Raw genomic sequence first — 19,764 nt, 5'->3', positions numbered from 1 at the left:
ACGGCGCCTATGCTCGGAACGTGACTGCGAACCAGCCCGAACGGCCCGTCCTCGCCGTCGTCGGCCCCACGGGGCTCGTCGGCCAGGCGGTGATCGACGTCCTCGCGACGCGCGCGGACGCGTGGGACGACGTGCGTCTCTTCGGCTCCGACCGATCTGTCGGACGCAGGATGCTGTTCGGCGTCGACGAAATCGAGGTCGAACCCCTCGACAGTGAGAGCTTCGCCGGCGTCGACGTCGCCATCTTCGCGACGCCCGCAGACGTGTCGGCGAAGTGGGCGCCGTTCGCGACGGCGTCCGACTGCCTCGTCGTCGACACCTCCGCCGCGTTCCGTGATGACGACGACGTCCCACTCGTCGTGCCCGAGGTCAACGCGGCTGCGGCGTTCGAGCACCCCCGCGGCATCGTCGCGATGCCGTCGGGCCCCGCGATCGTCATGCTTCCCGTCCTCGCGACGCTGCACGAGCACTGGAGCCTCACGCACGTGACGGCGACGTCGATGCAGGCCGTCACCGGCGCGGGCAAGCGGGGCGCGGAGCGTCTCTATGAAGAGGTATCGGCGCTCACCGGCCACCCGCGCATCGGCCAGATGCCCGGTGACGTCCGCCGCTACGTCGCCGATCTGCCCGACGACTCACCGTTTCCGGCCCCGATCGTCAGCAACGTCGTGCCCTGGGTGGGTGAGCACGTCGGCGGCGGCTGGTCGAGCGAGGAGAACGACATCGCGCACGAACTGCGTGACGTGCTCGCGCTGCCGCAGCTGCGCGTCGCCGTCACGTGCGTGCAGGTGCCGATCGTCACGACGCACATGTCGACGCTGCACGTGAGCTTCGACAAGAAGGTCAAGCCCGACGACGCGCGCCGCGCCATCGTCGAGGGCGCGAACGGCGCGATCGTCATGCCCGACGAAAACGGCACCGACTGGCCGACGCCCGCCGACGCCGTTGGCACCGACCCCGTGTGGGTCGGGCGCGTGCGTCAGGTCGAGAGCAACCCGCACACGCTCGACTTCATCGTGTGCGGCGACAACATCCGCAAGGGCGCCGCGCTCAACGCCCTGCAGATCGCCGAGATGCTCGTCGGGGTCGGGCGCTACGCGCAAGCGTGAGGCCGGTCGCGTCGACGGCGTCGAGTTGCCGACCGAGCCGACGCATGAGCCACCAGCGCCGAATCCAGAAGACGGCATTGACGGTGAGGAAGGCGGCCGCGAGCCAGTCCCACCACGAACGACGGCCATCGACGACGTCCAAGCAGCGCATCAGGGCAAGGCCGGTGAAGGCCAACGCACCCATCGCTCGCGCCCAGGGCAACTGCGCGACGCGGGCGCGTTGGATGTCGCGGTCGTGCGGGTCGTCGAGCATACGGCCGGCGCCGGTGGCGGCGTCGATGCGGCGCTTCTCGGGCGCAGGCATCAGCTCCAGTTCGTTGAGGAGCTTCGATCTCTCCAGCTCGCCCAGCACGCGTCGCGTCATGCCGCGATTCTTGCAGTTCTTCGACGGCGCCGGTGGCCGCGTGAGGGGCGCCGCGCGAGGCCGGCTGGAAGTGGGGCGCCGATAGGCCCCCCGCGGGCGGTCTGCACCATCGATGCATAACGGTGAGTTAGGCGCCATAAAATAGGAGATTGTTGAATGGGGGCGTAATCTCGACTCTCGTGAAGACGCCCAACCGTGACCGTTTCGGGGTGCTGCGAGCCCGAAGCGTCCTCGTCGCGATCCTCAGCTTCGTCGCAGCCCTTCTCCTGGGTGGCCTGACGATGACCACCGCCGCCGCGCAGCAGGCCCCTGCCGTCACGAAGGCCGACGACAAGCTGCCGGACACGATCAAGGTCGGCACCGAGGGCGTCTACGCTCCGTTCTCGTTCCACCAGGGGGGCAAGCTCACTGGCTACGACGTCGACTACTTCCGCGAGGTCGGCAAGCGGCTGGGGGTCAAGGTCGAGTTCGTCGAGACGCAGTGGGATTCGATGTTCGCCGCCCTCGACTCGGGCCGTATCGACGTCATCGCCAACCAGGTCGGCGCCAACGCTGAGCGTCGCGCCAAGTACGACCTGACAAAGCCGTACGTCGAGAGCCACGGCGTCGTCGTCGTCAGGGATGGCTCGTCGATCAAGAACCTCGCCGACATCAAGGGCAAGAAGTCGGCGCAGAACATCACGTCCGACTGGGCAGGCGTCGCGAAGAAGGCGGGGGCGAACGTCGTCTCCGTCGACGGCATGGACAAAGCTGTCGAACTGCTCTCACAGGGGCGCGTCGACACCTTCGTCAACGATGAACTCGCCGTCAAGTACTACCTCGCGACGCACGAGAACTCAGGGCTCAAGATCGCGAGCCGCACGAGCGACACCAGCCAAGAGGTCTTCCCGACGAAGAAGGGAAGCAAGCTCGCGCCCGCGATCAACACCGCCATCGATGAGATGAACGCCGACGGCACGAGCAAGAAGCTCTACGCCCAGTACTTCGAGACGGAGGCAAAGGGCACGAGCGTCACCGACACGATCAAGAACAACATCGGCCCGATGCTCGTGGCGACGCTCAAGGGCACGATTCCGCTGACGGCGGCGTCGTTCGCCATCGGCCTCGTCCTCGCCCTGGGCGTCGCGCTGGCACGCATGAGCGCCAACGCGGCCCTGTCCTGGCCGGCGCGCATCTTCATCTCGATCTTCCGAGGCACACCGCTGCTCGTGCAGCTCGCCATCATCTTCTTCGGCATGCCGCAGCTCGGGATCAAACTCAGCCCATGGCCGTCGGCCATCATCGCGTTCTCACTCAACGTCGCGGCGTACTCCGCGGAGATCATCCGCGCCGCCATCCTGTCCGTGCCGAAGGGGCAGTGGGAGGCCGCGGAGACGATCGGCATGAACCGGGCGACGGCGCTACGGCGCATCATCCTGCCGCAGGCGTTGCGTGTCGCCGTCCCGCCCCTGTCGAACACGCTCATCTCCCTCGTCAAGGACACGTCGCTCGCCTCGACCATCCTCGTCACCGAGATGTTCCGCCAGGCTCAGATCGCCGCCGCACCCTCGGGTGACTTCCTCGAGCTGTACGGTGTCGCCGCCGCGATCTACTGGGCTCTGTGCTTCATCCTCTCCCTCGTCCAGGGCAGGCTCGAAAACCGACTCGGAAGGCACGTCGCACGATGACTCCTCACGGTTCCACACCCGCCCGCCCCGGGGACGCTCGTTCCGCGGACGCCGCGTCGACCTCGACCACGGACGCCCTCGTCGACGTCCGTGGTCTGACGAAGTCGTTCGGCTCGCTCGAGGTGCTTCGCGGCGTCGACTTCACCGTCCCGTCGGGGTCGGTGACGGTGCTGCTCGGCCCGTCGGGTTCGGGCAAGACGACGGTGCTGCGTTCGCTCAATGCGCTCGACCTGCCTGAGGCGGGCGTCGTCCGCATCGGGGACGCCGAGGTCGACTACGTCGACGTCCCGCGCGGGCGTGACGGCCGCGCGAAGGGTGACGCTGCCAAACGTGTCGGTGCGCTGCGGGCGAAGACGGGGATGGTGTTCCAGCAGCACAACCTGTTTCCGCACAAGAGCGTGCTCGAGAACGTCACCGAAGGCCCGATCGTCGTGCAGGGCGTCGCGAAGGCCGACGCCGACGCGCGGGGGCATGAGCTTCTCGCGAAGGTGGGTCTCGACGACCAGGCCGACAAGTACCCCTACCAACTCTCGGGTGGGCAGCAGCAGCGCGTCGGCATCGCACGCGCTCTGGCCCTCGCACCCGAGCTGCTGCTCTTCGATGAGCCGACGTCAGCGCTCGACCCCGAACTCGTCGGGGGAGTGCTGAGCGTCATGCGCGAACTCGCCGACGAGGGCCGCACGATGATCGTCGTCACCCACGAGATCGCGTTTGCGCGTGACGTCGCTGATCAGGTGCTGTTCATGGACGGCGGCGTCATCGTCGAACGCGGCGAGCCGTCACAGGTCATCGACCACCCGCGCGAGGCGCGCACCCAGGCGTTCTTGAAGCGCATCCTCGACCCGCTGAGCTGAGTCGTGATCGCGGACGCGCGATACTGATCAGGTGCTGATCAGCGAACGTCTGTGGATCATGAGCTTGGACGATCGAGGACTGCCCAGGGTCACCGGGGCACAGGTGTGCGTCACGGCTGGGTTGATGCTCGATCTGCGGTCCGCGGGCCTGATCGAGTGGACGGGCGACCGGATCCGCCGAACCGCCGAGGTTGCGCCCGAGGGCCTGCTGGGATGGGCGGCGAACCGTCTGGACGAGGTGCGCGGGCCGACACTGGCGCGCTTCGTCATCGACGCGCTCTACCCGGGTGCGTGGGAACACGTCGGTATGAGCCTCGTGGACCAGGGGACGGCGAGGATGACGCGGCACGGGCTCCGCCGCAAGCCGCGATTCTCGTTCACGACGACGCCTCTACGGCGTGAGATTGTCGATGCGTCACGCGCGTTGCTCTTCGACGACGCCGCCACGCACGATGACGACGCCGTCCTCGCGGTGCCGGGCGCGGCAGGAATCGGGGACGAGTTGCTGTCCCGGTCGCCGTTCACGGACGAATCCGTGGCTGTCGCTTTCGCCGACCGCGAGCCCGGATCACTGCAACGGCGGGTCGACGAGGCGATCTCCTTCGCCCTCGTGCCCTTCTACGCGAGCGGCTATTACTCGACCGGTGCCAACCCGGGGTGACGTGCGAGCGGACTTCCCGCACGCCGGTCCGACGAGCTACGGCTGATTCGGCTGGTGGAGCCTGGGCCGTGAGCCCGCGACGTACCCCGCACGTGAGTGGCTCACGTGCGGTCCTGGAGGCGCAGAGCGCGCACGGCCTCCTCACCTCGGACGACGTCCCCGTGAGCGTAGGCATCATCGCCTTCAGTGATGTCGCGCTTCGCGTCCTCGTCGGTGAGCGTTGCCAGGGTCTCGGCTTGGTCGACGTGCTCTGAGTGGTCGAGACGCGGCGGCCCGTCATCAGGCGGCGGCTGATGTGCGACGAGAGTCAGGCATGCCACGAGGTAGTCATTCAGACTGGCATGCCACGAGGTAGTCATTCAGACTGACCCCCGCGGCGTCGGCCTGATGTTCCAATGACCGCAACACGTCATCCGAGATGCCGTCGATCGTCAGGGTCACCATGCCGCCAGGCTAGCAAGGCGCAGGTTTCGTAGGACGCTCCCCGCCGTGGTCGCGAAGGAAGCCGCCGTCGTCTCGGAGGCTCCGAGGATCGACTCAGCGGAACGCCGACTGACCCGTCAGGGCATTGCCGAGGACGAGTTGGTGCACCTCGCTCGTGCCCTCGTAGGTCATGACCGACTCGAGGTTTCCGGCGTGACGGATGGGGGAGTACTCCGTCGAGATGCCGTTGGCGCCGAGGATCGTGCGGCACTCGCGCGCGATGGCGATGGCCTCGCGGCAGTTGTTGAGCTTGCCGAGGCTGATCTGCTCGGGGCTCACGCCCGCGCCGTCCTTGAGGCGCCCCAGGTGCAGCGCGAGGAGCATGCCCTTGGAGACCTCGAGCGTCATGTCGGCGAGCTTGCCCTGCGTCAGCTGGTAGCCGCTGAGCGGTTTGCCGAACACCTGGCGGGTCGCGGCGTAGTCGAGCGCTGTCTCGAGCGAATCGCGGGCGGCGCCCATCGCGCCGAAGACGATGCCGAAGCGCGCCTCCGACAGGCACGACAATGGCCCCTTGAGCCCGCGCACCTCGGGGAAGACGGCATCAGCGGGCAGACGGACGTCGGTCAGCGACAGCTCCGCCGTCACCGACGCACGCAGCGACATCTTCTTCGTGATCTCGCGCGCCTCGAAACCGGCGGTGTCCGTCGGCACGACGAAGCCGCGGATCTTGTCGTCGGTCTGCGCCCAGACGACGGCGACGTCGGCGATCGTGCCGTTCGTGATCCACATCTTCGTGCCGTTGAGCACCCAGTCGTCGCCGTCGCGCTTGGCGTGGGTGCGCATGCCGGCCGGGTCGGAACCGAAGTCGGGCTCGGTCAGGCCGAAGCATCCGACGGCGTCTCCCGCCGCCATCCGCGGCAGCCACTCGGTCTTCTGCTCCTCGCTGCCCCAACGCCAGATCGCGAACATCGCGAGGCTTCCCTGCACGCTGACGAGCGAACGTATACCCGAATCGGCAGCTTCGAGCTCGTGACACGCCATGCCGTACGCGGTCGCCGACGAACCGGCGCACCCGTAGCCGTCGAGGTGCATGCCGAGCAGCCCGAGCTCGCCGAGCCCCTTCGCGAGCTCACGCGCCGGGACGCTCGCCTCGTCATACCAGGTCGGCAGATTCGGACGCACGTGGTCGTCGCAGAAGCGTCGGACGAGGGCCTGGACGTCGCGCTCGTCGTCGCTCAGGAGCCCGTCGATCGCGACCAGACGGTTGAGTTCAGGGTTGCGGGAGAAATCACTCACGCCACCATCGTGCCTCACGCGGTGAGCGCCGGCCCCGTGTGCACCTGTGCGATCTGCGTCCCCATCCGCGATTCTTGGTCAGATTCGTCGGCGGCCCGGCGCTCGTCAGGCGACGTGGCGAAACGCCGCGACGAGGCTCGTCGCGGCGCGGTCGATGTCGGCGGATGTCGTGGCGCGCCCGAGCGTCAGGCGAATCGCGCCGAGCGAGACGCCGTCGTCACACCCCATGGCGACGAGTGTCGTTGCGGGGGAGTCGATTCCGGCGTGACACGCGCTGCCGGTGGACGCTTCGACGTCAGGCGCTGCCTCCAGCACCTCGCGCCCGAGGCGCCCCGGCAGGGAGATCATCAGCGTGTTCGGCAGACAGTTCTGCGCGGGGCTGAGGCGAACGAGGCCGGGCACGGCCGTCGAGAGGCGGAGCCACAGCTCGTCACGCAGGCTCATCATGCGCAAGGCATCGTCGGCGAGGCGCGAGAGTGCGAGCTGCGCGGCCCGCCCGAGGCCGACGATGCCGGCGACGTTCTCCGTCCCCGGACGCAGCCCGCGCTCCTGGCCCGCGCCGACGACGAGGGGCTCGATCGGTGTGCCACGCCTGACGTACAGCGCGCCGACGGCCTTGGGGGCGTACAGCTTGTGGCCGGCGAGGCTGAGCAGATCGACGCCGAGGTCGTCGACGTCGACGCCGATCTTCCCGACGGCCTGCGCCGCGTCGGTGTGGACGAGACCGCCCGCCGCGTGCACGCTCGCGGCGAACTCACGGACGGGTTGAATCGCCCCGGTCTCGTTCTGCGCGAGGATGATCGAGCCAAAGGCCACATGGTCGCGCGGCATGGGTGCGAGGTCGACGTGGCCGGCTCGCGTCACCGGCAGCGTCACGACGTCCCAGCCGTCGCGCGCGAGAAGCGCCATGGGCGCCGACGTCGCCGGGTGCTCCACGGCCGACGTCACGACGGTCGAACTCACGTCGGCCGCGGGCGACGCGCCAGCGCGGCGAAGCGCCGCCGTCACGCCGCGGATGGCGAGGTTGTTCGCCTCCGTGCCGCCGGAGGTGAACGTCACCTCGTCCGCCGACGCACCGATGAGCGCAGCGACGTGCTCGCGCGCATCGTCGACGGCACGGCGGGCCAGGCGCCCGGCCGGGGTCGCGCTCGACGGGTTGCCGCAGTGCTCGGTGAGATACGGCCACATCGCCCCGGCGACCTCCGGCGCGACGGGCGTCGTGCCGTTGTGATCGAGGTAGACGGGGCGGGCGTCGTCAGGCCGAGAACTCATGCTGACGATCCTGCCGCGACGCAGGGGCGCATCCAACTCGCGGTGCTGGTGCGGCCGTCAGGGGGCCTCACACGAGCCGAAAGTGGACGGAAATCGCGGATGTGACGGAGATTCGCGAAGGGGGACGGGATTCGCAGATGGGGACGAGAATCGCCAATGTGGACGGAAAGCGCAGAGGTGGCAGGCGGGTCGGACGGTCGCCGCACGGGGGCATGGTGGTCGGATCGGGCCTCGAGTGCCGTCGCATCTGCCATCCTCGACGTCATGCGCATCGCCGTCATGCAGGACAAGGCCGTCGTCGGTGACGTCGACGCCAACCTCGCCATCACCGACCGTCGCGCGGGTGAAGCTGCCGCGCGCCGTGCTGACGTCCTCGTCACCCCCGAACTCTTCGTCACCGGCTACGCCCCGAAGCGGTTGCACACCGTCGACCCCACCCAGCAGATCGACATCGCGGGCGCCCTCGCCGCCACCGCGGCGCGTCACGGTATCGCCGTCCTCGCGAGCTATCCCGAGGTCGCGACGGCCGACGCTCCCGCCGCCCGGGGTGGCGTCGCGCCCGGTGAGACTGCTCGACACATCGCCGCCACGCTGTTCGACACCGACGGCCGCCCGATCCTGCATTACCGCAAGGTCAACCTGTTCGACGACGACGAAGCCGCCGCCTTCAGCTCCGGAACAGACGCCCCCACCACCGTCGAACTCGCCGGGATGCGGGTGAGCGTCATCATCTGCTTCGACGTCGAATACCCCGAGATGACGCGCGCCGCGGCGCTCGCGGGCGCCGACGTCATCCTCGTCCCGACCGCGCTCACCGCAGGGGTCGACGACGTCCCCCAGGTGCTCGTGCGGGCTCGTGCCCTCGAGAACGGCGTCGGCCTCGCCTATGCGAACCACGTCGGCGTCGAGGACGGGCTCACGTTCGGCGGCGGCAGCGTCATCGTCGGGCCTGACGGCGGCCTCCTCGCCCAGGGCGGCGACGGCGCCGAACTCCTCGTCGCCGACATCACCCGCGACGATGTCGCCGCAGCCCGTGACGCCGTCCCCTACCTGGCCAAGCTGCGCCGCGACACCTACGCGTCCTGGCGCTGACGTCAGCCACAGCCCCTCGGCGTGCCCGCGCCGGCGAGCAAGAACGAGCGGCATGACTGACCACGAGCGGCAGACCACTCGCATCCAGCCAGAACGCTCGTCTTCACCTCTCGCCACGTCGAAGCACATGCGTTTCCCAACACGAAACAACTCGGCGATGTGTGACATCGTGGTCTGGCCCACAGACCCCTTCGAGAGGTGCCCCGTGTCCTCATCGCTCGACGAGCAGGCGCGTTCGAGACTCCCGTTCGGCGCCCAGCTCCTGCGGCGCAAGCCGATCGGGCTGACGCTCGCGCAGGCCGAGGCGACCTCCGCCGGGCGCAGCCTGCACCGCAGTTTCGGTGTCCTGCAGCTGACGATGATCTCGGTCGGGGCGACGCTCGGCACCGGCATCCTCGTCGTCCTCGGTGAGACGGTGCCCGAGGCTGGCCCGGCGATCTGGATCTCGTTCGTCATCGCCGGCGTCGCCGCGCTGCTGTCGGCGTTCTCCTACGCCGAGATGGCGGGCCTCGTGCCCGTCGCCGGGTCGAGCTACAGCTACACCTACGCGACGATGGGTGAGGGCCTCGCGTGGGTGTGCGGGTGGTGTCTCGTCCTCGAGTACGCGGTGAGCGTCGCGGCCGTCGCCGTCGGGGCGGGGCAGTACGTCAACGAGACACTCGACTCGTTCGGCCTGGGCCTGCCCGAGGCCGTCGCGAACCCACCCGGGGCGGGCGGCGTCGTCAACGTCCCCGCAGCCCTCGTCGTCCTGCTCGCGACGGCCCTGCTCGCACGCGGCGCGCGGGAGAGTGCGCGCGTCAACACGATCATCGTCGTGCTGAAGATCGCCATCCTCGTCTTCTTCTGCGCGGTCGCGTTCACCGCGTTCAAGGCGGGCAACTTCGCACCGCTGGCCCCGATGGGTGCCGCGGGCGTCTCCGCCGCCGCGAGCACCGTGTTCTTCTCGTACATCGGTTTCGACGCCGCATCCACGGCCGGTGAGGAGGCGCGCGATCCGAAGCGGGATCTGCCGCGCTCGATCCTGCTGTCCATGATCATCGTGACGGTGCTGTACGTCGCGGTCGCCGTCGCCGCCATCGGAGCCCGCGAGTGGCACTGGTTCGACGGGCGCGAGGCGCCGCTCGTGCAGATCATGCGTGAGATCACGGGGGCCTCGTGGGTCGCGTTCATCTTCGCGGTGACGTCGGTGCTCGCCATCTTCAGCGTCGTGCTGACGGTGCTGTTCGGCCAGATCCGCATCCTGTTGTCGATGTCGCGCGACGGCCTCGTGCCGCGCGTCTTCGGCGTCATCTCCCCGCAGACGGCCACGCCGGTGCGCAGCACCCTGATCGTCGGCGGCGTCGTCGCGGTGACGGCGGGCCTCATCCCGCTCGGTGAGTTGGCCGACGCGACGAGCATCGGCACGCTGTTCGCGTTCGCCCTCGTCAACGTCGCCGTCATCTATCTGCGCGTGCGCAACCCGAAGCTGCCGCGCGCATTCACGGTGCCGCTGTACCCGCTGCTGCCGGCCGCCGGCGCGCTCATCTGTCTCTACCTCATGGCCAACCTCAGTTCCTCGACGTGGGTCGTGTTCGGCGTGTGGATGGCCGTCGGCGTCGCCGTCTACCTCGGCTACGGCCGCCGTCACTCCCGCCTCGCCACGCTCGACCAGGCGACCTATGAGCGTCACCTCGAGGACGACCTCGACCCCGACCATCCACTCCGAGAAGGAGACACCCCGCGATGACCGCTGTCACCGAGTTCCCGCACGATCGCGACGAGCACGCGGGCGATGCGCCCGTCACGATGCTCAACCCCGACTTCCCGTTCAGCTACGACGAATACCTCGCCCACCCCGAGGGTCTCGGCAGCGTGCCGGAGGAGATGTACGGCACCGAGGTCGCCGTCGTCGGCGCCGGCCTGTCAGGCCTCATCACCGCGTACGAGCTGATGAAGCTGGGCCTCAAGCCCGTCGTCCACGAGGCCGACCGCATCGGTGGCCGGTTGCGCACCGACAGTTTCAGCGCCGCCCCGGACGTCGTCGCCGACCTCGGTGGCATGCGTTTTCCCGTCTCCGGCCGCGCGCTCTACCACTACATCGACGCGATGGGCCTCGAGACGGAGGCGTTCCCGAACCCGCTGTCGGACGTCACGCCGAGCACCGTCATCGAGCTCGGCGGCGAGGCGCACTACGCGCGCACGCCCGACGAACTGCCGCAGTTCTTCCGCGACGTCGCGGACGCGTGGAAGGCCGCCGTCGACGACGGCGCGCGCTTCACCGAGATGCAGGACGCCATCCGCGCTCGTGACACGAAGCGCATCAAGCAGATCTGGAACGAGCTCGTGCCGACGATGGACGAGCAGACGTTCTACGGCTTCATCGCCGCCTCCGAATCGTTCAAGAAGGCCGGTTTCGCGGCGCGTGAGGCGTTCGGTCAGGTCGGTTTCGGCACGGGTGGCTGGGACACGGACTTCCCGAACTCCATCCTCGAGATCCTGCGCGTCGTCTACACCGACGCCGACGATCAGCACCGCCGCATCCTCGGCGGAGCGCAGAAGTTGCCCGAGGCGTTGTGGTCGCACGCGCCCGAGAAGCTCGCCCATTGGCCGGCCGGCACCACCCTGGCGAGCCTGCACGACGGGGCGCCGCGCGGCGCCGTCGCCGCCATCCGGCGTCATGAGAGCCGCGACCTCGAGGTCACCGAGCGATGGGGGCGCAAGGCGAAGTACCCGGCGCTCGTCACGACGTGCCAGTCGTGGTTGCTGTCGACGCGCATCACGACCGAGGAGGCGCTGTTCAGCCCGCAGATGTGGATGGCGATCGAGCGCAGCCACTACATGAGCAGTTCGAAGACGTTCGTCATGGTCGATCGCCCGTTCTGGAAGGACATCGACCCCGCCACGGGCCGTGACGTCATGTCGATGACCCTCACCGACCGCCTCAACCGCGCCACCTACCTGCTCGACGACGGCCCGGACCGGCCCGCCGTCATCCTGCTGTCGTACACGTGGAACGACGACGCGCTCAAGTGGCTCGCGCTCGATGCCGACGAGCGCGTCGAGCTCATGCTGCACTCGCTCGCCCAGATCTACCCGGACGTCGACATCGCGAGCCACATCATCGGTCAGCCAATCACCGTCTCGTGGGAATCCGATCCCAACTTCATGGGCGCGTTCAAGGCCAACCTGCCGGGGCACTACCGGTATCAGCAGCGGCTGTTCACCCACTTCGCCCAGGACGAGCTGCCGGAGCACCAGCGCGGCATCTTCCTCGCCGGCGACGACATCTCGTGGACGGCCGGTTGGGCCGAGGGCGCCGTCCAGACCGGCCTCAACGCGGTGTGGGGTGTGGTCCGTCACCTCGGCGGAAGTTCGTCTCCGGAAAACCCCGGGCCAGGGGAGCTGCTCGGCGAGTACGGCCCCATCGCCCTGGACTGACGGCGAAAAAGGACTCTGACGGCTTTTCTGGGGAGAGCGGTGAGATCCGGCGTAGGGTTTACCGCAATACAACCAAGAGGGAGCCGGCGTGAAGTCACTACCAGTGCAAGGGGTGCGTGAGAACGTCGCCATCGGCGCCCGGTTGCGCAACGCCCGGCTGGCGCGCCGCTACACCCTCGAGCAGGCCGCGCAGCTCGCCGGCATGACGAAGGGGTTTCTCAGCCGCGTCGAACGCGACCTCACGTCGCCGTCCGTCGCCTCTCTCGTGACGCTGTGCCAGGTGCTGCAGATCGAGGTCGGCTCGCTCTTCGAGGCACCCCGCACGTCGCTCATCAAGCTTGCCGACGCGCCGGTCGTCGACATGGGCGGCACGGGCATCGACGAGCGCCTCGTCACGGGTCGTCAGGAACGTTCCGTGCAGATGCTGCGCGCCGTCATCCAACCCGGCGGGGACGGTGAGGCCGAACCGTACGCCATCGACTGCGAGCTCGAGATCTGGCACGTCGTCTCCGGCGCGCTCGACGTGACGCTGCACGACGCCACGCACCGACTCGAGGCCGGCGACACCCTCACCTTCCCCGGCCGCGAACCACACACCTGGCGCAACGCCGCCGACGGCGAGAGCGTCGTCATCTTCACCCTCATCCCCGTCGCGCGTTGACGGGGCTCAGGGCACCTGCACGTGGTTGTCACCCTCGACGCACTCGATGATGAGGGTGCCACCGACGGCTTCGAGGTAGCTGCGGATGCTGCGCGCGCTCAATATCAAGAGTGATCGCTCGCAAGGTTCACACCCGGGTTGAGGGTCCCATTCGGGTCGAAGACGCGCCGCAGTTCGCGCTGGATGCGCGTGTTCGTCTCGCCGAGCTCGACGGGCAGCATGCTCGCCTTGAGGCGCCCGATGCCGTGCTCACCGGTGATGGTGCCGCCGAGATCGAGGCCGAGCTGCATGATCTCCTCGAACGCGGCGTAAGCGCGACGCTTCTCGTCCACGGCCTCGGGAGTGTCGCCGGGGGAGTAGAGCACGGCGGGGTGCATGTTGCCGTCGCCGAGGTGGCCGGCCGTCGCGACGCGTACGCGGTGCTTCTTGCCGAGCGCCCGCACGCCGTCGACGAGTTCGCCGGTGCGTCGCAGAGGCACGCAGACGTCGTCGACGAGGTCGCGGCCCATCGCCTCGAACGCGTTGCCGACGAGGCGCCGCGCAGCGGTGAACTGCAGTGACTCCGCGACGGATTCGGCGACGAACACCTCCGCGCCGGCCTCCTCGGCGAGGCGCGAGAACGCCGCGAACTCGACGTCCTGACGTGTGGCGTCGTCACACCCGACGATGAGCATGCCGTCGACGGACTCGTCGAAGCCGAGATCGGCCATGCGCTGCACCGCGGCGAGCGTCGGGCCGTCCATGAACTCCAGCATCGACGGGCGCCCGCCGGCCTCGAGGTAGGTTGCCGCCACCTCGCACGCACGCGACGCCGAGTCGAACAGTGCGACGGCGACCAGTTCGTCGTCAGGCGCCGGGACGAGAGCGAGCGTCACCTCCGTGACGACACCGAGCGTGCCCTCCGACCCGACGATGAGGCCCGTGAGGTCGTACCCCGCGACGCCCTTCGCCGTCGGAGTGCCGGTGCGCATGACGCTGCCGTCGGCGAGCACGACCTCGAGCGCACGCACGAACTTCTTCGTCACCCCGTACTTGACGCAGCACAGGCCCCCGGCGTTCGTCGCGACGTTGCCGCCGATCGAGGAGATGCGCCACGAGCCCGGGTCCGGGGGATAGAACAGGCCCTGCTCACGCACAGCGTCCGACAGATCGCCGTTCAGCACACCCGGTTCGACGACGGCGATGCGCTCGGCAGGGTTGATGGTCTTGATCGCGTTCATACGGGAGACATCGAGCACGACGCACCCGTCGATCGCGTTCGCGCCACCCGACAGCCCGGTGCCCGCACCCCGCGTGATGACGGGCACGCCACGCTCGTTCGCCCACCGCAGCGTCGCGACGACGTCGTCACGGCACGTCGCGCGCACGAGCGCGATCGCCGCACCCACCTCTTCGACGGGGGATCGGTCACGGCTCGCGGCGTCGACGACGTCGGGGTCGGTGACGAGCGTGCCGCTCAGCTGCGCGGCGAGGGCGTCGAGGTCGTCCGCGTTCGGGACGGCTGGTGCCGTGGCCGCGGAAGCCTCGTCGGGGGTGGGCTGCTCGCGCTGATCGGGGGTGCTCATGCGGTCTCCTCGTGAGGTGGGCGGTCTTCGGGGCGCGATGGGGCGCGTCGTGACTCAGCAGGGACGCCGATGCCGCCGTCCGCTCCAGCGTGCGAGCGGACGGCGGCATCGTCAAGCCGAGGCGGGCAGGTGCCTCAGCGTGCGGTGGGCGTAGCGTCGAGTTCGACGTCGGCGGGGCGGTGGACGCGGGCGTCCCACTCGGCGCGCACCGCGTCGTCCGTCTTCGGCGTCGCGAGGGAAGCGACGACGAACGTGACGAGCGAGGCGATGAGGCCGTAGTAGATCGGCTCATTGGCGAGGATGCCGCTCAGGGTGTCGCCGAGCTTGTTCGCCTGGTAGACCATCCCGGCCACGGTGACGAGCGTGCCGACGAGCATCGAGATCGCGGCGCCCGTGCCGTTGGCGCGTTTCCACACGAAACCGCCGAGGATGGCGACGAGCAGGCCGCCGACGAGGATGTCGTACGCCACCGTCAGCGACGCGACGACGAGGTCGCCGCCGTTGTCGAGGCGCGCCATGAGGATCGAGATGAGCACCGTCAGCACGCCGAGGCCGAGGACGAACGCGCGGTTCTCGCGGATGTTCTTCTCACTGTGCGGGTCGGACGCATCATCGTTCGCGGCGTGCGAGCCTGTGCTCTTCAGGGCGTCGTGGTCGCTGTAGGCGTCGACGGCGACGTCGTCGACCGCGCGGGCACGGCCCGTCAGGAACGGGACGACGTCGTTGCGGGCCACCGTCGCGCACGCGATGAGCGCGCCGGACGCCGTCGACATCATCGCCGCGACGGCGGCGGCGAGCACGAGACCGCCGATGCCGACGGGCAGGATCTTGTCGGCGACCTCGGCGTAGACGTCGTTCTTCGCCTTGATGCCGTCGCCGAGGACGGCGTGCGCGCCCATGCCGATGATCGCGCCGGCCGCGCCGTAGAGGATGCAGTAGACACCGGCCATGGTGCCGCCGAGACGCGCTACCTTCGGGGTGCGCGCGGTGAAGACGCGCTGCCAGATGTCCTGGCCGATGAGCATGCCGAACATGTAGACGACGAACCACGTGATGATCGTCTGCGTGTCGGCGCCGACCTTGCCGCCGGCGATGGCGAAGTAGTCGTCGCCCAGGCGCTCGCGGATGCCGGAGAAGCCGTCGGCCTTGACGAGCACGAACGGCAGCATGAGCGCAAAGATGCCGATCGTCTTGATGATGAACTGCACCTGGTCGGCCAGGGTGATCGACCACATGCCGCCGATGACGGAGTACACGAGCACGACGGCGCCGCCGATGGCGATGCAGATCCAGCTGTCGAGGCCCGTCAGCACGTGCAGGACGGTGGCGTACGCGCCGGTCGAGGTGACGACGAGGAACATCGTGTAGAGCATCATGACGATGCTGGACGCGCCCGCGGCGCTCTTGCTGCCGTAGCGCAGTTTCAGCATGTCGCTGACGGTGTAGACGCGCAGCTTCGAGATGGTGCCGGCGAACAGCAGCGACAGCAGGAGCACGCCGACGCCGATGGCGACGACGAGCCACATGCCCGACAACCCCATCTTGTAGCCGAGGCCGACCCCGCCGACCGTGGAGGCGCCACCGAGGACGACGGCCGCCATCGTGCCGGTGTAGAGGAAGGTGCCGAGGCGGCGGCCGGCGACGAGGTAGTCGCTCGAGTTCTGGGTGCGCGAGCGGCCCCAGAACCCGAAGCCGAGCATGGCGACGAGGTAGAGGACGACGATCACGAGGTTGAGGTCCACGAGGGCCTCCTTGGATCCGGGTGGCATGGCTCTGGCATGAGTCCACGGTGAACCGTATGAATATACGAGATCGACTCGTGACAAACGAGAGATTCGCATCGGTAAACACGTCCGTTAATCTGATCGTGACCTGATGAGTGGCCGTTCGACGGCTCGACGGGGTGCTCGCACCGGGCGTGCGCACGCCTCGTCGGAAGAGGAAGAGGACGAGATGGATCACCCCCGCATCGAGGCCGGCGGCAACGTCGGGCCCGTCAATGCCGCCCTCACGCCGCGGTACGCCGGCCTCGGCACGTTCGCGCGCCTGCCGCGCATCGAGGACGTCTCGAAGGCCGACGTCGCCGTCGTCGGCATGCCGTTCGACACCGGCGTCTCCTACCGCCCCGGTGCGCGTTTCGGCGCGACGCACGTGCGCGAGAGCTCGCGTCTGCTGCGCCCGTTCAACCCGGCGCAGTCCGTGTCGCCGTTCGCGCAGATGCAGATTGCCGATGCCGGTGACATCGCGCTCAACCCCTTCGACATCGAGTCGGCGCTGAAGGAAGCGGAGGAGGGTGCACGTCAGTTCGTCGACGAGGGCACCTCGCTCATCACGATCGGCGGCGACCACACCCTCGCCCTGCCGCTGCTGCGCGCGCACGCGAAGAAGCACGGCCCCGTCGCGCTGCTGCACTTCGACGCGCACCTCGACACGTGGGACACCTACTTCGGCGCCGAGTACACGCACGGCACGCCGTTCCGCCGCGCGTTCGAGGAGGGCCTCATCGACTCCTCCGGCGTCTGCCACGTCGGCACGCGCGGCCCGCTGTACGGCACCCAGGACCTCGAGGACGACGCGCGCTTCGGCTTCGGTGTCGTGACGAGCAACGACGTCATGCGCATGGGCGTCGACGAGGTCGTCGGGTTCCTGCGCGAGCGCGTAGGCGACCGTCCGCTGTACGTCTCGCTCGACATCGACGTGCTCGACCCCGCGCACGCGCCGGGCACCGGCACCCCCGAGCCGGGCGGTCTGACGTCGCGTGAGCTGCTCGAGATCCTGCGCGGCCTGCGCGGCACGAACCTCATCGGCGCCGACGTCGTCGAGGTCGCACCGCCTTACGACCACGCCGAGCTGACGGGCCTGGCCGCCGCCAACGTCGTCTACGAGTACATGTCGCTGCTCGCGCTCGGTGCGGACGCCGCGCCCGGCGGGCCCGCGTACGGCGAGTCCGGCACGGTGTACGGGGCCCAGCGGTGAGCGAGCAGATCCGTCACCCCGAGCCCGAAGCCGTCGCGCCGACGGGCGAGGGCGAGAAGATCCGCAACGGTGGCGACCTCGTCGTCGAGACGCTCGAAGCGCTCGGCACGACGACGGTGTTCGGCATTCCCGGTCAGCATGCGCTGGGCCTGTTCGACGCGCTGCGCCGCTCGGGGCTGCACTTCATGAGCTCGCGCGTCGAGAACAACGCAGCCTTCGCGGCCGACGGCTACTCGCGCGTCTCAGGCAAGCCGGCTGCGCTGTTCCTGTCGACCGGGCCGGGTGCCCTGACGGCGCTGCCCGGGCTGCAGGAGGCGTACGCGACGAGCGTGCCGATGGTCGTCGTCGCCTCGCAGGTGCCCGTCTCGGGCCTCGGCGGCGCGCGTCGCGGCATGCTGCACCAGCTCGACGAGCAGCGCCGCGCCGCCATCGACGTGACGAAGTCGCAGCGCACGGTGACGCACCACGCCGCCATCCCGACGGCCATCGAGTCGGCGTGGGTCGAGGCGATGACGTATCCGCGCGGGCCCGTGTGGGTCGAGGTGCCGCAGGACGTGCTGCTCGCGAAGACGGAGATCCCGCCGATCCGCACGGCCGTCTCGGCGCCGACGCCGGAGGGGCCGCGCCCCGAACTCGTCTGGGCTGCAGTGAAGTTGCTCGCGGGCGCGAAGCGCCCTGCCATCGTCGCCGGTGGTGGCGTGCGCCGCGCCGGCGCCGAGAGGGCGCTACTCGCCCTGGCGGAGAAGCTCGACGCACCCGTCGTCTGCTCGCCGGGTGGCAACTCGGGTTTTCCGGTCGATCACCCGTTGTCGATGGGGTCGTGGGTCGAGGACCGCGCCGTCACCGACCTCCTCGCGGACGCCGACGTCCTGCTCGCGGTCGGCACCTCGCTCGGCGAGGTGACGTCGAACTACTTCACGCTGAAGCCGGCAGGCAAGCTCATCCACGTCGACGCCGAGCCGCGCGTGCTCGAGTCGAACCACCCCGCGCTCGGCATCGCGTGCGACGCGAAGGCGGCGCTCGATGCGTTCGTCGCGGCGTTCCCGGCAGAGGCGCCCGCGGGGCGCGCGTCGGGAGCCGAGCGTGCTGCCGAAGTGCGCAAGGCGATCGTCGCCCGGCTCGACGGTCAGGATCTCGCCCACGAGCGCGCGTTCATGGACGCCATCCGCGCCGGCATCCCCGACGAGGTGCCGACGTTCTGGGACATGACGATCGCCGCCTACTGGGCCTGGAACTGCTGGGACGGCCGCTCCGGCGGCTTCCACTCGGGTCAGGGCGCCGGCGGGCTCGGGTTCGCGTTCCCGGCCGCGCTCGGCGGCGCCGTCGCGCTCGCGGAGAAGCGCGGCGCGAAGCTGACGGACGTCGACGCGGCGTTCTCCGTCGGCGGGCACGAGCGCGTCGTCGCCGTCGCTGGTGACGGCTCGTCGATGTACTCGATCGCCGAACTCGCGACGGCCGTGCAACACGGCATCCCCGTCACGTGGCTCATCGTCGACGACGGCGGCTACGGCATCCTGCGCGAGTACATGGAGGCGACGTTCGGCCAGGCGACGCACACCGAACTGGCACGACCAGACTTCGTCGCCTTGGCGGAGTCGTTCGGTGTCGAGGCTCAAGAGGTGGCTGTGGGTGACGAGGTCGGCTACGGCGAGTTGACGGACGCCCTGCGCGCGACGTTCGCCGCCGATGTCAACGGCCCGCGCGTCATCGTCGTCAAGACCCACCTCGAGATGTTCGCGATGAGCTGACCCCTCTGCGATTCCTGTCCCCTTCTGCGATTTTCGTCCACCTTCACGAAGGTGAACGAAAATCGCAGATGAGGACGTAGATCGCCGTTGGGTACGGGATGGCGAGAGTGAGGGGGGCGGCGGCTTCGCGGTGTGGCCGGGGACTCTCAGGGCGTGCCGGGGGCGCGCGGCGCGCCGTGGGGTGAGGGCGTCGGCGGTTCCTTGTAGGCGTCGATGAACGTCGCGAACGAGCTGGCGAGACGTTCGCGTTCGCCGGCGGGCAGAGCGGTGAGGGCGTCGTCGACGCGGTCGAGGTGACGTCCGACGCTGCGCTCGTAGAGCGCCGCGCCGTCGTCGCTCGCCTCGAAGAGCCAAGCGTGAGACCCGGATTCGCGGAATCGCCGGACGACGCCGGCCCGCACCGCAGCGTTGACCTGACGGTTCGCCGTCGACTGCTCGAGCTCAAGTTCGCACGCGATCTGCTTGAGCGTGCGCGGCGGGCCGTCGCCCGTCAGCAGCCACAGCAGGCGGCCCTCGGCGATGCGCAACTCGCTCGCCTGCTCCTCGGCGCGGCGCATGATGTCGACGCGAGAGAGCAGGCGCGCCATGGTGCGGGCACGGTCGCGGTTGCCGTCGTCGGCAGCGGTGTCGATGTCGCTCGCCACGTCTGCCGCCATCCC

The 19,764-nt window shown here is 69.2% G+C and carries 17 protein-coding genes and 1 pseudogene; 11 read left to right on the top strand and 7 right to left on the bottom strand.

The annotated features are described in order from the left end of the window. The first annotated feature begins 20 nt into the window (after positions 1-20). A complete protein-coding gene (locus EDC82_RS12655; RefSeq protein ID WP_006947187.1) occupies positions 21-1,109 on the top strand; it encodes an aspartate-semialdehyde dehydrogenase in 1,089 nt (362 codons plus the stop codon). Here the strand turns inward: EDC82_RS12655 and EDC82_RS12650 are convergent. Beyond that, complete coding sequence (locus EDC82_RS12650) at positions 1,051-1,473, bottom strand: hypothetical protein (protein WP_131941733.1); 423 nt, start codon at positions 1,471-1,473, stop codon at positions 1,051-1,053. The genes EDC82_RS12655 and EDC82_RS12650 overlap by 59 nt on opposite strands. A gap of 281 nt (positions 1,474-1,754) precedes the next feature. Here EDC82_RS12650 and EDC82_RS15040 point away from each other — a divergent pair. The 4 genes and pseudogenes from EDC82_RS15040 to EDC82_RS12635 all read left to right on the top strand — a co-directional run. Then, positions 1,755-2,450: pseudogene (locus EDC82_RS15040) on the top strand (transporter substrate-binding domain-containing protein); the annotation flags it as partial. 66 nt (positions 2,451-2,516) lie between these two features. Beyond that, the gene (locus tag EDC82_RS15035; protein WP_050786614.1) at positions 2,517-3,140 is read left to right on the top strand and encodes an amino acid ABC transporter permease; all 624 of its coding nucleotides are present in this window, start codon (positions 2,517-2,519) and stop codon (positions 3,138-3,140) included. Beyond that, positions 3,137-3,994, top strand: a complete 858-nt coding sequence (locus EDC82_RS12640) for an amino acid ABC transporter ATP-binding protein (protein ID WP_231729418.1) — start codon at positions 3,137-3,139, stop codon at positions 3,992-3,994. Before EDC82_RS15035 ends, EDC82_RS12640 begins: the two co-directional genes overlap by 4 nt. Before the next feature lie 31 nt (positions 3,995-4,025). Beyond that, entirely contained in the window at positions 4,026-4,655 is a 630-nt protein-coding gene (locus EDC82_RS12635) for a GPP34 family phosphoprotein (RefSeq protein ID WP_062256985.1), read from the top strand. A gap of 101 nt (positions 4,656-4,756) precedes the next feature. On the opposite strand, the gene EDC82_RS12630 is transcribed toward EDC82_RS12635, so the two are convergent. The 3 genes from EDC82_RS12630 to EDC82_RS12620 form a co-directional block, all read right to left on the bottom strand. Then, positions 4,757-4,975 carry a hypothetical protein gene (locus EDC82_RS12630; protein ID WP_062256984.1) on the bottom strand — a complete coding sequence of 73 codons (219 nt, stop codon included), beginning with the start codon at positions 4,973-4,975 and terminating at the stop codon, positions 4,757-4,759. A 217-nt stretch (positions 4,976-5,192) separates the two neighbouring features. Further along, complete coding sequence (locus EDC82_RS12625) at positions 5,193-6,374, bottom strand: acyl-CoA dehydrogenase family protein (protein ID WP_062256982.1); 1,182 nt, start codon at positions 6,372-6,374, stop codon at positions 5,193-5,195. Positions 6,375-6,479: 105 nt separating this feature from the next. Further along, positions 6,480-7,646 carry a cysteine desulfurase family protein gene (locus EDC82_RS12620; RefSeq protein ID WP_062256980.1) on the bottom strand — a complete coding sequence of 389 codons (1,167 nt, stop codon included), beginning with the start codon at positions 7,644-7,646 and terminating at the stop codon, positions 6,480-6,482. Between the two features lie 264 nt (positions 7,647-7,910). On the opposite strand from EDC82_RS12620, the gene EDC82_RS12615 reads away from it, so the two are divergent. The 4 genes from EDC82_RS12615 (at position 7,911) to EDC82_RS12600 (ending at position 12,816) form a co-directional block, all read left to right on the top strand. Continuing rightward, positions 7,911-8,738, top strand: a complete 828-nt coding sequence (locus tag EDC82_RS12615; protein WP_131941729.1) for a nitrilase-related carbon-nitrogen hydrolase — start codon at positions 7,911-7,913, stop codon at positions 8,736-8,738. Positions 8,739-8,943: 205 nt separating this feature from the next. Continuing rightward, positions 8,944-10,464 (top strand): APC family permease, encoded by a 1,521-nt coding sequence (locus EDC82_RS12610; protein WP_062256978.1) that lies wholly within the window; start codon positions 8,944-8,946, stop codon positions 10,462-10,464. Further along, positions 10,461-12,155, top strand: coding sequence for an NAD(P)/FAD-dependent oxidoreductase (locus EDC82_RS12605; RefSeq protein WP_062256976.1), 1,695 nt, complete (start codon positions 10,461-10,463; stop codon positions 12,153-12,155). The genes EDC82_RS12610 and EDC82_RS12605 overlap by 4 nt, the downstream gene beginning before the upstream one ends. An 88-nt stretch (positions 12,156-12,243) precedes the next feature. Continuing rightward, positions 12,244-12,816, top strand: a complete 573-nt coding sequence (locus EDC82_RS12600; protein ID WP_115296922.1) for a helix-turn-helix domain-containing protein — start codon at positions 12,244-12,246, stop codon at positions 12,814-12,816. A gap of 104 nt (positions 12,817-12,920) precedes the next feature. Here EDC82_RS12600 and EDC82_RS12595 read toward each other — a convergent pair whose 3' ends face one another. Beyond that, complete coding sequence (locus EDC82_RS12595; RefSeq protein ID WP_006947188.1) at positions 12,921-14,381, bottom strand: FAD-binding oxidoreductase; 1,461 nt, start codon at positions 14,379-14,381, stop codon at positions 12,921-12,923. A gap of 134 nt (positions 14,382-14,515) precedes the next feature. Continuing rightward, positions 14,516-16,150, bottom strand: a complete 1,635-nt coding sequence (locus EDC82_RS12590; RefSeq protein WP_050786612.1) for a sodium:solute symporter — start codon at positions 16,148-16,150, stop codon at positions 14,516-14,518. A gap of 184 nt (positions 16,151-16,334) precedes the next feature. Here EDC82_RS12590 and speB point away from each other — a divergent pair, with 184 nt between their 5' ends. Both speB and EDC82_RS12580 read left to right on the top strand, forming a co-directional pair. Beyond that, complete coding sequence (speB, locus tag EDC82_RS12585) at positions 16,335-17,357, top strand: agmatinase (protein WP_006947199.1); 1,023 nt, start codon at positions 16,335-16,337, stop codon at positions 17,355-17,357. Continuing rightward, positions 17,354-19,105, top strand: coding sequence for a thiamine pyrophosphate-binding protein (locus tag EDC82_RS12580; protein WP_082740595.1), 1,752 nt, complete (start codon positions 17,354-17,356; stop codon positions 19,103-19,105). Before speB ends, EDC82_RS12580 begins: the two co-directional genes overlap by 4 nt. 146 nt (positions 19,106-19,251) lie before the next feature. On the opposite strand, the gene EDC82_RS12575 is transcribed toward EDC82_RS12580, so the two are convergent. After that, entirely contained in the window at positions 19,252-19,761 is a 510-nt protein-coding gene (locus EDC82_RS12575; RefSeq protein WP_160126251.1) for a MarR family winged helix-turn-helix transcriptional regulator, read from the bottom strand. Positions 19,762-19,764 lie beyond the last annotated feature (3 nt).

The organism is Dermacoccus sp. SAI-028, from assembly GCF_004346775.1.
GTDB classification, from domain to species: Bacteria; Actinomycetota; Actinomycetes; order Actinomycetales; family Dermatophilaceae; genus Dermacoccus; species Dermacoccus nishinomiyaensis.
Note: the sequence above shows the minus strand (reverse complement) of the source record. Positions and strands in the feature narration are given on the sequence as shown.

Coding starts and splice junctions, on each gene's coding strand:
- EDC82_RS12640 (WP_231729418.1), top strand. CDS start 3,137: ATGACTCCTCACGGTTCCACACCCGCCCGCCCCGGGGACGCTCGTTCC.
- EDC82_RS12650 (WP_131941733.1), bottom strand. CDS start 1,473: ATGACGCGACGCGTGCTGGGCGAGCTGGAGAGATCGAAGCTCCTCAAC.
- EDC82_RS15035 (WP_050786614.1), top strand. CDS start 2,517: ATGCTCGTGGCGACGCTCAAGGGCACGATTCCGCTGACGGCGGCGTCG.
- EDC82_RS12595 (WP_006947188.1), bottom strand. CDS start 14,381: ATGAGCACCCCCGATCAGCGCGAGCAGCCCACCCCCGACGAGGCTTCC.
- EDC82_RS12575 (WP_160126251.1), bottom strand. CDS start 19,761: ATGGCGGCAGACGTGGCGAGCGACATCGACACCGCTGCCGACGACGGC.
- EDC82_RS12620 (WP_062256980.1), bottom strand. CDS start 7,646: ATGAGTTCTCGGCCTGACGACGCCCGCCCCGTCTACCTCGATCACAAC.
- EDC82_RS12615 (WP_131941729.1), top strand. CDS start 7,911: ATGCGCATCGCCGTCATGCAGGACAAGGCCGTCGTCGGTGACGTCGAC.
- speB (WP_006947199.1), top strand. CDS start 16,335: ATGGATCACCCCCGCATCGAGGCCGGCGGCAACGTCGGGCCCGTCAAT.
- EDC82_RS12605 (WP_062256976.1), top strand. CDS start 10,461: ATGACCGCTGTCACCGAGTTCCCGCACGATCGCGACGAGCACGCGGGC.
- EDC82_RS12590 (WP_050786612.1), bottom strand. CDS start 16,150: ATGCCACCCGGATCCAAGGAGGCCCTCGTGGACCTCAACCTCGTGATC.